At 62.7% G+C, this 12,289-nt stretch carries 12 protein-coding genes and 1 pseudogene; 2 read left to right on the top strand and 11 right to left on the bottom strand.

Annotation, left to right across the window (positions count from 1 at the left end; translation table 11 throughout):
• The 11 genes from NKI15_RS31550 to NKI15_RS31600 all read right to left on the bottom strand — a co-directional run.
• Positions 1-629, bottom strand: a 629-nt coding sequence (locus NKI15_RS31550) for a TCP-1/cpn60 chaperonin family protein (protein WP_352888120.1), incomplete at its 3' end; no start/stop codon positions are given.
• 63 nt (positions 630-692) lie between these two features.
• Positions 693-989, bottom strand: a complete 297-nt coding sequence (gene groES / locus NKI15_RS31555; RefSeq protein ID WP_019863563.1) for a co-chaperone GroES — start codon at positions 987-989, stop codon at positions 693-695.
• 429 nt (positions 990-1,418) lie between these two features.
• Positions 1,419-2,402 carry a 3-oxopimeloyl-[acyl-carrier-protein] synthase BioZ gene (gene bioZ, locus NKI15_RS31560; protein ID WP_352659010.1) on the bottom strand — a complete coding sequence of 328 codons (984 nt, stop codon included), beginning with the start codon at positions 2,400-2,402 and terminating at the stop codon, positions 1,419-1,421.
• A complete protein-coding gene (locus NKI15_RS31565; protein ID WP_352888125.1) occupies positions 2,399-3,664 on the bottom strand; it encodes an adenosylmethionine--8-amino-7-oxononanoate transaminase in 1,266 nt (421 codons plus the stop codon). The genes bioZ and NKI15_RS31565 overlap by 4 nt, the downstream gene beginning before the upstream one ends.
• Complete coding sequence (gene bioD / locus NKI15_RS31570) at positions 3,664-4,299, bottom strand: dethiobiotin synthase (protein WP_352888128.1); 636 nt, start codon at positions 4,297-4,299, stop codon at positions 3,664-3,666. Before bioD ends, NKI15_RS31565 begins: the two co-directional genes overlap by 1 nt.
• On the bottom strand, positions 4,296-5,447 hold the full coding sequence (locus NKI15_RS31575; protein ID WP_352888131.1) for an 8-amino-7-oxononanoate synthase: 1,152 nt from the start codon (positions 5,445-5,447) through the stop codon (positions 4,296-4,298). Before NKI15_RS31575 ends, bioD begins: the two co-directional genes overlap by 4 nt.
• A complete protein-coding gene (gene bioB, locus NKI15_RS31580; RefSeq protein WP_352888140.1) occupies positions 5,444-6,442 on the bottom strand; it encodes a biotin synthase BioB in 999 nt (332 codons plus the stop codon). Before bioB ends, NKI15_RS31575 begins: the two co-directional genes overlap by 4 nt.
• Positions 6,443-6,539: 97 nt before the next feature.
• On the bottom strand, positions 6,540-7,394 hold the full coding sequence (gene nadC / locus NKI15_RS31585; protein WP_352447893.1) for a carboxylating nicotinate-nucleotide diphosphorylase: 855 nt from the start codon (positions 7,392-7,394) through the stop codon (positions 6,540-6,542).
• Positions 7,394-8,935, bottom strand: a complete 1,542-nt coding sequence (locus tag NKI15_RS31590) for an L-aspartate oxidase (protein WP_352888135.1) — start codon at positions 8,933-8,935, stop codon at positions 7,394-7,396. The genes nadC and NKI15_RS31590 overlap by 1 nt, the downstream gene beginning before the upstream one ends.
• Positions 8,932-9,906, bottom strand: coding sequence for a quinolinate synthase NadA (gene nadA, locus NKI15_RS31595; protein WP_352499300.1), 975 nt, complete (start codon positions 9,904-9,906; stop codon positions 8,932-8,934). The genes NKI15_RS31590 and nadA overlap by 4 nt, the downstream gene beginning before the upstream one ends.
• Before the next feature lie 67 nt (positions 9,907-9,973).
• Positions 9,974-10,942 carry an NUDIX hydrolase gene (locus NKI15_RS31600; RefSeq protein WP_023673634.1) on the bottom strand — a complete coding sequence of 323 codons (969 nt, stop codon included), beginning with the start codon at positions 10,940-10,942 and terminating at the stop codon, positions 9,974-9,976.
• 162 nt (positions 10,943-11,104) lie between these two features.
• Here NKI15_RS31600 and panB point away from each other — a divergent pair, with 162 nt between their 5' ends.
• A complete protein-coding gene (gene panB, locus NKI15_RS31605; protein WP_352499301.1) occupies positions 11,105-11,965 on the top strand; it encodes a 3-methyl-2-oxobutanoate hydroxymethyltransferase in 861 nt (286 codons plus the stop codon).
• Positions 11,962-12,195, top strand: a pseudogene (locus NKI15_RS31610) (pantoate--beta-alanine ligase); the annotation flags it as partial. The gene panB and the pseudogene NKI15_RS31610, both read left to right, overlap by 4 nt.
• Between the last annotated feature and the right edge of the window lie 94 nt (positions 12,196-12,289).

Genomic DNA, 12,289 nt, shown 5'->3' on the forward strand with positions numbered 1-12,289 from the left:
TTGTCGGCGTTGGTGACGAAGTAGGGCGAGAGATAGCCGCGGTCGAACTGCATGCCTTCGACGACTTCCAGCTCGGTCTCGGCGGTCTTGGCTTCCTCAACCGTGATGACGCCTTCATTGCCGACCTTCTGCATCGCTTCGGCGATCATGGCGCCGACCGACTCGTCGCCATTGCCGGCGATCGTGCCGACCTGGGCAACTTCCTCGGAAGTCTTGATCTTCTTGGCAGCGTTGCCGAGAGCCGCGACGACTTCGGTCACGGCCAGGTCGATGCCGCGCTTCAGGTCCATCGGGTTCATGCCGGCGGCAACCGCCTTGTTACCTTCCTGGACGATCGACTGCGCCAGGACGGTCGCGGTCGTGGTGCCATCACCGGCGATGTCGTTGGTCTTCGAAGCAACTTCGCGGATCATCTGCGCGCCCATGTTTTCGAACTTGTCGGAAAGTTCGATTTCCTTGGCGACGGTGACGCCGTCCTTGGTGATGCGCGGAGCGCCGAACGACTTGTCGATGACGACGTTGCGGCCCTTGGGACCGAGGGTCACCTTCACCGCGTCGGCGAGGATGTTGATGCCGTGAAGCATGCGCTCGCGGGCGTCGCGGGAGAATTTTACGTCTTTGGCAGCCATTTTTTAGCTCCTGGCAGGGGCTTGCGATCAAGCCCGAAATTCAGTTGACGGTGAGGCCGATAATCAGCCGATGATGCCCATAATGTCGGATTCCTTCATGATCAGAAGGTCTTCGCCATTGAGCTTGACTTCGGTGCCCGACCACTTGCCGAACAGGATGCGGTCGCCGGCCTTGACGTCCAGCGGGACCAGCTTGCCGGCTTCGTCGCGAGCGCCGGAGCCGACGGCGATGATCTCGCCTTCCTGCGGCTTTTCCTTCGCCGTATCCGGGATGATGATCCCGCCGGCGGTCTTGGATTCGGATTCGACCCGGCGTACGACCACGCGGTCATGCAGCGGCCGGAAATTCGACTTTGCCATTTTTGGATTTCCTTGGTGCGGATGTTGAACGGTGCTCCGTTGCCGGAGCATGCCTAGCACTCAGCCGAAGCGAGTGCTAACGCGGCAATGAGATAAGCCGCAGGCTCCTGCTAGTCAAGACGGAAGAGCAAAGAGCAAAGAGAAAAGAGAAGACAGCAAAGAGCAGCCAGCAAAGAGCGTGTAAGCATCGAGCCTTTTATGTGAACAATGTCGGGTATCCGACATATATGGGGCGGCTCACCCTTTGTAATTGAGCTTTATTCAGATGGTACGATTTGTGCAACGGGTGTTGCATTTGAACTCATCCAGAGGCTCGCACGGGTCGTGCTGCGTCAGCTTGGTCATGTCGAGCTTCAGAAGGCCATTTGGCATTGGTTCTGTTGCTCCTATTGCCATTCATGACCAATCCTGCGCGCGTGAGCCGGCCGGCTAGATTCCAACCACGAGAGCGCCGCCGCTGAGACCCGCACCCGCCGCCGCCAGAAGGATTTTCTCTCCTGGCTGGAATGGCTTCATCTGGTTGGCGAGCGAGAGCGACAGCGGGACCGTCGCGGCCGAAGAGTTGCCGTATTCGGCAATCGTCTTGACAATTGCTTGGTCCGCAATGCCGAGGTTTCTTGCGACCGCGCCGAAAATCCGAGTATTGGCCTGATGCGGCACAAACCGGCCGACATTGTGTGGCCGCACTCCCGCAGCGGCTAGCGCGGTTCTCGAGCAATCGGTCATCATCTCGACGGCCTTTGCGAATATTTCGGGCCCGTCGGTCATCGTCATCCGGGTCTGCCCGAGGTCGAGGTCGCCATGGAACGGCGTGTTGCTTCCTCCTGCGGGAATCTGGATCAGCCCGTAGCGCGAGCCGTCCGAAGCCACCGAGGCACCGAGAATGCCCCGATCAGCATCATCGCACTGACCGATCACCAGGGCGCCGGCGGCATCGGCGAACAAGACTGAGCTCGCGCGCTCGGCTGGATTGATGCGGCGGCTGAGAATGTTGGCGGCGATGACCAGCGCTGGTTTGCCATGCAGGCGGGTGAACCCGTCCGCAAACATGAGCGCATAGATGAAGCCAGCGCAGGCGCCGGTCAGATCGACCGCGCCTGCGCGGCCAAGGCCAAGCTTGTGTGCGACCAGCGGCGCGCTGGGCGGCAGAAGATGGTCGGGTGTCGAGGTGGCAAGCAACAGCAGACCGATGTCGTGGCGCGCAATACCGGCGTTCACCAGCGCCATGTCGCCAGCCCGGGTGGCAAGACCCGACAGCGTGTCTTCGTCCGTTGCCCAGAAGCGCGAACGGATTCCGGTACGCCTTTCGATCCAGCCCGGCTCGAGGCCGAGATTGCTCTCGATCTCGGCATTGGCCACCTTGCGCCCAGGCACGTGATGGCCAAGTCCGAGAATGCGCGACGACTTGCTCATGGCCTGGACCCGAAGCGTTCCCCGGCCTCCTCGATGGCGTCATAGACTCGTTCGAGCTCGTCGTCTGCGATGCAATAGGGTGGCAGAAGGTAGAGGACATTGCCGAGCGGGCGCACAAGCAGGCCGCGCTCGAGGAAGAAAGCGCGCAGCTTCGGACCAATCTCGGCGAGATAACCTGCGGAACCGGTTCGCAGGTCGAGCGCCGCGATCGTTCCCGTGGCTCGACAGCCGGCAAAATATGGATTGTCCCGAAAGCGTTGCAGCCCGACGGCCTGCATCACGCTCAAGGCCGTGATCCGCTCGGCCACTGGTTCGTCGCGCCAGATCTCGACATTGGCGAGTGCTGCCGCACAGGCAATCGGATTGGCGGTGTAGGAGCTCGAATGGAAAAACGTCTTCTTCCGGTCCTCGGAATAGTGCGCCCGGAAGATGGCATCGGTGACAAGCGTTACGGCCAGCGGGATGGTGCCGCCGGTCAAGCCTTTGGAGGTGCACAGGATATCTGGAGAAATCGATGCCTGCTCGCAGGCGAACATGGTTCCGGTGCGTCCCCAGCCGGTCATCACCTCGTCGGCGATCAGCAGCGTGCCGGAGGCCTCAGTGATCTTCTTCAATTCGGCCAGAACCGATGCTGGATACATCAGCATGCCGCCGGCGCCCAGCACCAGCGGCTCGACGATCAAGGCTGCGGCTCGTCGATCGCGGGTCACAGCCTGGAAACGATCCAGCGTCTCCTGCTCGTGCCCCGCGGCCGGAAAGGGGATGATGTCGACCTCGAACAGCAAGGGTTCGTAGGCGGCGTTGAACACGCCACGCGCACCGACGCTCATCGTTCCGATCGTGTCACCATGATAGCTGTGCTCCATGACGACGATGCGCGAGCGCGGCGCGCCGACGTTGCGGAAATAACCGAGCGCCATCTTCAGCGCGACTTCGACTGAGGTCGAGCCACTGTCGGAATAGAACACCCAGTCGAGTCCAGCGGGAGCGAGGCCGACAAGCGCCTTGGCCAAGCGCTCTGCCGGCTCGTGCGTGAAGCCCGCAAAGATAATCTGGTCGAGGCTCGACGCGGTTGTCTCGATTGCCTTCATGATCCGGGGATGACGATGGCCATGTGTGACGACCCACCAGGAGGAGATGGCGTCCAGGATGCGGGCGCCGTCGGCCCTGTGGAGATAGGCGCCCTCAGTCAGGACGATTTCTGGGATCGCAGGCTCGAGCGCGTGCTGGGTGAAGGGATGCCACACATGAGACTGCGACATCAGTCACCTCCAGCAATCGAGGCGAAGGCGAAGCCGGCAACCATTGCGTCCCTCAGTGTTTTGCCCGTCAGCACATCCAGGTGCGGCAGCCTGCCGAGCTGCGGCGCACCGCTGAATTCCACGATGGTCCGTTGCGTATCGGCCATCTCATCGCCGATGAAAGCGATGCCCGCCAACGGGATGGAGCGGGCGCGGAGCGCCTCGACCGAGAGCAAGGTGTGGTTGATGGTGCCGAGCGTGGTGCGGGCGCACAGAATAACGGGCAGCCGCCATTCAGCGAAGATGTCGATGAACCTTGTGCGCCGGTTGAGCGGCACCATCAGGCCGCCGGAGCCTTCGATGACGAGCGGCGTCGGTAGGACGGGAAAAGCAAGATCGGCAGCCTTGATCGCCACGCCGTCGATCTCGGCCGAACGATGCGGCGACAGCGGGCTCCGCAAGCGGTAGGCTTCCGGCAGCACGCGCTCTGAGGGCAAGCCGGCAAGCCGCGCGACCACCTCGCTGTCGGTCTCGCCGTCGAGGCCCGATTGCACCGGCTTCCAGTAAAAGCCGTCGAGCAAACCGGCGAGCCCAGCCGCAAACACGGTCTTGCCAATTCCGGTGTCGGTTCCGGTGATGACGATGCGTTGGGTCATGCCGCCTCCGGTGATGTTTGGGCCAACACCTCGACCAGCGCCTCGACCATGGCGGAAATGTCGGCTTCGCCGATGTTGAGCGTCAGTGAGATGCGCAGCCGCGACGTGCCCTCGGGCACCGTCGGAGGACGAACGCCGCGTATGTCGAAGCCGCGTGCCTGCAGGCGCGCCGCCACTGCCATGGTGCGCCTGACATCGCCGATTACTAAGGGCTGGATCTGAGAGCCACTTGGTGTCACGCCGCAGCGATCGACCAATCGGCCGGCGAGGGCAACGCGTTCATGCAGCTGAATACGCCGCATAGGCTCGTCGGCGAGCATTGCGAGTGCTTCGCGCGCCACGACCGCCATCAGTGGCGATGGCGCGGTCGCGTAGATGAATGGCCGGCAACGGTTGATCAGATACTCGCACAGTGCCCTCGGCCCGGTCACGAGCCCACCAGATGCGCCGAGCGCCTTGCCGCAGGTGTGGAGCGCTATGATGTTGTCGCGGCCCTCGAAAGCGGCGGCAAGCCCCCGGCCGTCCGGTCCCCAGACGCCGGTCGCATGCGCCTCATCAATGATGATGAATGCGCCGTGCCGATCGGCAAGCGCGACCAGGCTCTCCAAAGGCGCGCAGTCGCCATCCATGCTGTAAAGGCTTTCCACCGCGATCCAGACGCATCCCATGCCGCCTTCGGCGCGCCAACGCGTGATCGCATCCTCGACAGCGGTGGCGTCGTTGTGCGCGGCCAGCACGAACTGTGCGCGCCCGGCCTGCGCACCCTCATGCATGCTGGCATGGGCGAGTTCATCGAGAACCAAAAGATCGCCCTTCTGCGGCAGGGCGCTCAGCAGAGCGAAGTTGGCGATGTAGCCGCTGCCGAAGAACAGCGCGCGGTCGGCTCCAAAGAATGCCGCCGCGTCTGCCTCGAGCTGCTCGTGTTCCGGTGCATTGCCGCGCAACAGCCGCGACCCGGTGGCGCCAACCGGCGTGCCCCGCGCAATCGCCGCCACAACCGCATCGCCAAGTCTCCTGGACGCCGCCAGCCCGAGATAGTCGTTCGACGAGAAGTCCAGCCCGGCGCGGGGCGAAAGCGTCCGCAGCCGGTCCTTGCGCGCCAGCCCCTTCAAGGTCGCATCATAACGGGCAAGCGGCGTCCCGTTCATTGCGCCTCAAGTTCCATCGGCTCGATGCCAAGGCGCCGGAATAGCAGGGTATCCTTGTCCTCACCGGGATTGTCCGCCGTCAGCAGCGTGTCGCCGACGAAGATTGAGTTGGCGCCGGCAAAAAAGCACAGCGCCTGCATCTCGTCGGTCATGGCCATACGGCCGGCGGAGAGACGGATATGCGATTTCGGCATCATAATGCGCGCAAGCGCGATCACGCGCACGAATTCGATCGGCTCAATGGGCTTGGCATCGGCAAGCGGCGTGCCGGCGATCGGAACCAGCATGTTGATCGGAACGCTCTGCGGATGTTCCGGCAGATTGGCCAGCGTCACCAGCATGTCGATCCGGTCCACCGGCTCCTCGCCCATGCCGACAATGCCTCCACAGCAGACCTTGATGCCGGATTTGCGAACGTGGGCAAGCGTCTCGAGCCGCTCGGCAAAGCTCCGCGTACCGATGATCTCGCTATAGTAGCGTTCTGACGTATCGATGTTGTGGTTGTAGTAGTCGAGGCCCGCCTGCTTCAGTCGAGCGGCTTGCTCAAGATCGAGCATGCCGAGTGTCATGCAGGTCTCCAGGCCCAGCGCCTTGACGCCTTCGACCATCGCCACCACCGCATCCATGTCGCGCGCCTTGGGGTTTCGCCAGGCCGCGCCCATGCAATAACGGGTGGCGCCGGCATCACGCGCCTTGGTCGCTTCGGCGATGACGCGCCTGACATCCATCAGCTTGGGCGCCTCCAACCCGGTTTCGTGACGCGCCGACTGGCTGCAATAGCCGCAATCCTCCGGGCAGCCACCTGTCTTGATGCTGAGCAGCCGGCTGAGCTGGACCTTGTTTGGATCGAAATTCTGGCGGTGCACCGTTTGCGCCAGGAAGAGGAGATTGTTGAAGGGGGCATGGTAAAGTGCCTGAGCCTTCTCCAGGGTCCACGATCCAGGGTCAGGGGATTGAGCCTGTGGCGATGTCTGCGTTGAACTTGCCGTTTGCATCTCCATGCTGTTCCTCCGGTCTGTCTTGCGGGTCTTTGCTATCTGACTATGATGACGGAAAGGACAGTTGACCCAATCCTGTTCGTTACTCAGACAATCATGAGCCCCGATGGTCGAGGCCGATATCCAGGATCGGCGCGCTGTGGATGAGTCGGCCGACCGAAATCAGATCAACGCCGGTCGCGGCAACCGCTCGCGCTGTATGCGACGTGATCCCGCCAGAAGCCTCGGTGATAGCGCGGCCACCGACCATTGCGACGGCGCGGCGAAGATCGGGGAGGGACATGTTGTCGAGCAGAACCGCATCGGGAGCGAAGCCAAGTACCTCCTCCAGCTGGGCCAGAGTATCGACCTCGACTTCGATCTTGACGAGATGACCGGCCGCTCTTCGTGCTCGCTCGAGCGCTGGCCGGACGCCGCCTGCGATGGCGATGTGGTTGTCCTTGATCAAAATTGCATCGTCCAGGCCGAAGCGGTGATTGGACCCGCCACCTGCGCGCACGGCATACTTTTCGACTGCCCGCAATCCGGGCGTCGTCTTGCGGGTGCAGACGATCTTCGCGCCATATCCACGAACCGCAGCGACGATCGATGCCGTTGCTGTGGCGATGCCGCTCAGATGGCACAAAAAATTGAGTGCCGTCCTTTCCGCTGTGAGAATGGCCCGGGCCGGGCCAACCACTGATGCAATGACCTCTCCATCCACGACATTGCAGCCGTCTGTCCGCTCCACGGAGATTTCGACACCAGGATCAATCATGCCGAAAGCGAGCATCGCCAGATCGATGCCGGCGACAACTCCGGACTGTCGCGCCACCAACACGGTTCCCGCTTGGTATTCCTTCGGGACGATGGCGTCCGTGGTCAAGTCGCCGGCTCTGCCAAGGTCTTCAAGAAGAGATGCCCGTACAAGCGGCTCAAGCAGGACCGTGGGGAGCGGTGAGAGCATCATCACTTTGCACCTTCGGAGCTTGGCGAGTGTCCGAGTTCCCGCGCAGCCGCCAAGGCGGCTTCGAGCGTGATTTCGGACCGTCGGGCGGCAGTCGCATGATGAGGAAAATCTGTCCGGTAATGAGCGCCGCGGCTTTCTTCGCGCAACAAGGCGGCAACAGCAATCATTAGCCCGACAGCCGCCGGATCCGAGACCGCATCCTTGCTTTCGGCGAGCGGCAATAAGGCACGCGCGGCTGCTTTCAACCCTTGACCATCCCGGACGATGCCGAGTGCGCGCGACAGAAAAACGCGCACGGCTATCGGAGCGGGCGGTGGGTAGACGTTCGCAAACGCAGGCCTTGTTCTGCGCGCAGGCGTTCCGGCGACGCTTTCAGCGACCCAGCGGGCGCACACGATTGCCTCGGTCAAGGAATTGCTGGCGAGCCTGTTGGCGCCATGCAGTCCTGTCGAAGCGACTTCGCCGCAGGCCCACAGCCCCTTGACGGAGGTCCTGCCCGAGCTGTCCACGGCAACGCCACCCATGTGGTAGTGTTGGGCCGGACGAATGGGGATGAGATCGCGCGCGGGATTGATGCCCGCTCCAAGGCAGGCTGATGCGATTGTCGGGAAATGTCGAGCGAATGCCGGGCCTGGCCGTTGTCGGGCATCGAGAAAAACATGGTGGCCGTCCGCAAGATGGTTCCACACGGCGCGGGCCAAGACATCGCGAGGCGCAAGTTCCGCCCCTGGCACGCTCTGGAGAAAAGCCTGGCCGGTTTCATCGATCAGGGCAGCACCTTCGCCTCGCACAGCCTCGCTGACCAGCGCCATAGGGCGTTCTGGGCCGTCAAGCGCGGTCGGGTGGAACTGGATGAATTCGAGGTCGGCTAGGACAGCTCCAGCGCGGGCCGCAAGCGCAAGGCCTTGTCCGCAACTGCCCCAAGGGTTCGTGGTGTCGAGAAACAGTCCCCCGATGCCACCGGTGGCGAGGACGACCCGCCGTGAGCCGAAGAAGAAAGGTGCGATCGAACAGCTCGCCCAGACGCCTCGGATCGCATTCTCTCGCACGGCGAGCCGGCGCGCTTCCACGCCCTCCACGACAACTATCGACGGAGTGGAACGCACAGCCGCGATCAGCGCACGCATGATCTCACGCCCGGTGCCGTCCCCATGCGCATGAACGATGCGACGTCGGCTGTGTGCGGCCTCCAATCCGAGGCACAGTGATCCTTCCGGCGTGCGGTCAAAGCGAACCCCAAAGCCCGCAAGCCCCTCTATGGCCTTGGGCGCGGCTTGGAGGATGCGGCTCGCCACGTCTCTGTCGCAGAGACCATCCCCTGCGGCAACCGTATCGGCCAGGTGCATTGCCGGATCGTCGTCTTCGCCGAAACTTGCAGCCAAGCCCCCCTGGGCCCAGTTGCTCGAGTTGTCAGCTCCCAGCAGCGACCTTGACAGAAGAAGCACCGGCTCCGGCGACAGTTGAAGCGCGGTCATCAGTCCGGCGATGCCGCCGCCGATGATGATGGGCCGCCCGAAGAAGCTGCGGAGGTCGGCGCTCAAACTGCCAGCATCCGTTCGACCGCTAGCCGCGCGCGCCCGGCGATCCCGGGTTCGACCGTTACGATATGGTGGTTCTGCTCGAGCGCGGTGCGGATGTTGGCAAGCGTGATCCGCTTCATGTGCGGGCACAAATTGCAGGGCCGGATGAACTCGACCTCTGGGTGCGCTAACGCGACGTTGTCGCTCATTGAGCATTCCGTCATCAGCACGACACGTGGCGGCCTTTGCCTTTCGACATAGTCGGACATGGCAGCCGTCGAGCCGGAAAAATCTGCTTCAGCCACGACGTCGGGCGGGCATTCGGGATGGGCGAGCACGACCACGCCGGGATGGCTTTCGCGCAACTCGCGGATGTCGGCCGGTGTAAAGCGCTCATGCACCTCGCAACGCCCTTTCCAGGCGATGATCTGCACATCTGTCTGGGCGGCGATATTCTGGGCCAGATATTCGTCCGGCAACATGATCACCCGGAGAACCCCAAGGGATTCGACGACCGCCTTGGCGTTGCCGGATGTACAGCAGATATCCGACTCGGCCTTCACTTCGGCGGACGTATTTACATAAGTGATGATCGGAACGCCGGGATAACGCTGGCGCATCAAGCGCACGTCTTCTGCCGTGATTGAGTCCGCCAACGAGCAACCGGCGCTGAGATCCGGAATGAGCACGGTCTTGCCCGGATTAAGGAGCTTGGCCGTTTCGGCCATGAAATGGACGCCGGCCAGCACGATGACTTGCGCCTCGACCGTCGCAGCCGTGCGGGCTAGTGCCAAGCTGTCGCCGACGATGTCGGCCACGCAGTGGAAGATCTCGGGCGTCTGATAGTTGTGCGCCAGGATGATCGCGTTGCGCTCGCGCTTCAGCGCAAGGATCGCCTCGATATCCTCGGCGAAAGCCGGCCATTCGATCGGCGGGATCACTCGTCGGACGCGCTCGTAGAGCAACGCGGCCGTAGGCAGCATGGCGCCCATCGACCCCCTCCCGCTTATACTCTAATTGAAAATAACCAGCATATACTTGCTGTGAGTATAAGGGATGTCAACCCCGCGCCAGCGGCAATTTTGTCCCGGCGATGAGCCTATCGTCGAGAACGGCGTGGCGGAAACGGAAAAGCTTCGCTGGCCGGCCGCCGGTCTCAGTGGTGGCCTCTCCGGTCTCCTCGACCAGCTCCTGCTGTTCGATCAGTCGGCGAAAGTTCGGCTTGTGGATGAGCCTGCCGGCGAGCGCCTCCACGGTTCGCTGCAGCTGCAAAAGCGTGAAGACCGGCGGCATCAGCTCAAAGACGACTGGGCGGTATTTGATCTTGGAGCGCAGCCGCGCAATGCCGGTCGCCACGATGCGGCGATGATCGGCGACCATGGACTTGCTGGGCACCAGCGGCGGGGGTCCTGCGTCCCGCCCTCTTACGGCCTCTTGGACCAGGCCTGCTTCGTAGACTAACTCATAGCGTTGAAGCGTGAGTTCCTCGTTCCAAAGGCGGTCGTCGAAGCCAAAGGCTATCGTCGCCCGCTGCCAGCGTTCACGTCGCGTGGCCGAATCGCCAACGCCGTTTGCCCATTCGATCAGGCGCGGCCGCAGAACGTCCAGCACGACCGCAGGCGTGCCGGAGCGGTGGTCCTCCCATGGAAAATATTCATACCAACTCTGCCATCCGCACTTGGGCGAGCCCGCTGCCTGTTCCTTGCGCGTCAATGCGAGATAGCTGATGGAGATGACGCGCTGCTGGCGCTCGGCGCCGATGCGATCCCGATCCGCGAACGTGTAGAGTTGCTCAATGTACCCCAGCCGATGGCCGGTTTGCTGCTCGACCCACCCCCTCAAGCCGGATTGCAGCGATCGGTGCTCAAGCGCAAAGGGACCGGAGGGCAAGGTGTCCGCCTGGCCGATGGTGAGGACACAGGGTTGACTGCCGTTTACGGCGACCACAAAGGCGATCAAGTCCACTTTGACGTTGTCGGCCTTGCCGGCGGCTCTGTCTTTCCTGAGTCCTATTGCCTGATCGTCCATTATTTGGCCAGCTCGGGGGCACCTTAATCGATTTAGTGTAAGCGTGCCAATTGGCACGTCAACACCCCGCAGCTGCATGGCCATTTTTTTGCTCTTCGCACCTGCACAAAAATGTGCCAAAGGCGACAGCTGCAGCTGGTAACGTAGGGGAAGGAGGGTCCCATGAGCGCTTATGGTGACACCAGGGCGATCACACCGCCGGATATTCGTTCGCGCAAAGGTGGGACGCCGCTCGTCTGCCTTACCGCCTACACCACCCCAGTCGCCCGGCTTGTCGATCCCCATTGTGATGTGGTGCTCGTCGGCGACAGCGTCGGCATGGTTCTCCACGGCCTGCCCTCGACGCTCGGTGTCACGCTGGAGATGATGATCACGCACGGCCAGGCGGTGCGCCGTGGCATCAAGCAGGCGCTGATGGTGGTCGACCTGCCGTTCGGTTCCTACGAGGAAAGCCCAGAGCAGGCTTTCCGCAATGCCGCGCGCGTCATGGCCGAGACCGGCTGCACGGCCGTCAAGCTCGAAGGCGGCGAAGCGATGGCAGAGACGATCGGCTTCCTCGCCGCACGCGGCGTGCCCGTCATGGCCCATGTCGGATTGACGCCGCAGGCCATCAACACCATCGGTGGCTACCGCGTACAGGGCAGGGGCGGGGATGCCGAGCGCATCAGGCGCGACGCAATTGCGGTGGGCGAAGCGGGCGCCTTTGCGGTCGTCCTGGAGAAGGTTCCTGAGGCGCTCGCCCGCCGGATCACCAAGGAGGTGGCGACCCCGACCATTGGCATCGGTGCCTCGGCAGCCTGTGACGGCCAGATTCTCGTCGTCGACGACATGCTGGGCCTCTTCGGCGACTTCCGGCCCAAGTTCGTCAAGCGCTATGCTGAACTCCGGGAGGCGGCTGCGGCTGCGATCGCTTCCTATGCGCGCGAGGTGAAGGAGCGCCAGTTTCCCGCCGCAGAGCACGTGTTTGCCGATGCGCGCAAGCCCGCCGACACGGACGCCACCAAGAGCGGAGAAGCAGCGTGAGCGTGCCGATCGTCAGGAGCGTTGACCAGCTTCGCGAAAGCGTCGCCGCATGGCGCTGCGAAGGTGTGAGGATAGCCCTGGTGCCAACGATGGGCGTCCTGCATGAGGGCCATCTCAGCCTGGTGCGCGCTGCACTCGAGAAGGCAGACCGTGTGATAGTGACGCTCTTCGTCAACCCGAAGCAATTCAACAGCCAGGCCGATCTTGCCGCGTATCCCCGCACCGAGAACACTGCTGTCCGGTTAAAATTCTAGTAGCATCTGACTGTCGTCGCGTTCGATTGGCGGTGGGGTCTTGAGGGCCTCGATTGAGCGTCTGTGCATG

Origin of the sequence: Mesorhizobium sp. M0862 (genome assembly GCF_040319795.1) — a bacterium.
GTDB lineage: Bacteria > Pseudomonadota > Alphaproteobacteria > Rhizobiales > Rhizobiaceae > Mesorhizobium.

What these genes read in the sequence shown, in the direction of transcription:
- groES (WP_019863563.1), bottom strand. Translation starts at nt 989, where the DNA reads ATGGCAAAGTCGAATTTCCGGCCGCTGCATGACCGCGTGGTCGTACGC.
- bioZ (WP_352659010.1), bottom strand. Translation starts at nt 2,402, where the DNA reads ATGAGCAAGTCGTCGCGCATTCTCGGACTTGGCCATCACGTGCCTGGG.
- NKI15_RS31565 (WP_352888125.1), bottom strand. Translation starts at nt 3,664, where the DNA reads ATGTCGCAGTCTCATGTGTGGCATCCCTTCACCCAGCACGCGCTCGAG.
- bioD (WP_352888128.1), bottom strand. Translation starts at nt 4,299, where the DNA reads ATGACCCAACGCATCGTCATCACCGGAACCGACACCGGAATTGGCAAG.
- NKI15_RS31575 (WP_352888131.1), bottom strand. Translation starts at nt 5,447, where the DNA reads ATGAACGGGACGCCGCTTGCCCGTTATGATGCGACCTTGAAGGGGCTG.
- bioB (WP_352888140.1), bottom strand. Translation starts at nt 6,442, where the DNA reads ATGCAAACGGCAAGTTCAACGCAGACATCGCCACAGGCTCAATCCCCT.
- nadC (WP_352447893.1), bottom strand. Translation starts at nt 7,394, where the DNA reads ATGATGCTCTCACCGCTCCCCACGGTCCTGCTTGAGCCGCTTGTACGG.
- nadA (WP_352499300.1), bottom strand. Translation starts at nt 9,906, where the DNA reads ATGGGCGCCATGCTGCCTACGGCCGCGTTGCTCTACGAGCGCGTCCGA.
- NKI15_RS31600 (WP_023673634.1), bottom strand. Translation starts at nt 10,942, where the DNA reads ATGGACGATCAGGCAATAGGACTCAGGAAAGACAGAGCCGCCGGCAAG.
- panB (WP_352499301.1), top strand. Translation starts at nt 11,105, where the DNA reads ATGAGCGCTTATGGTGACACCAGGGCGATCACACCGCCGGATATTCGT.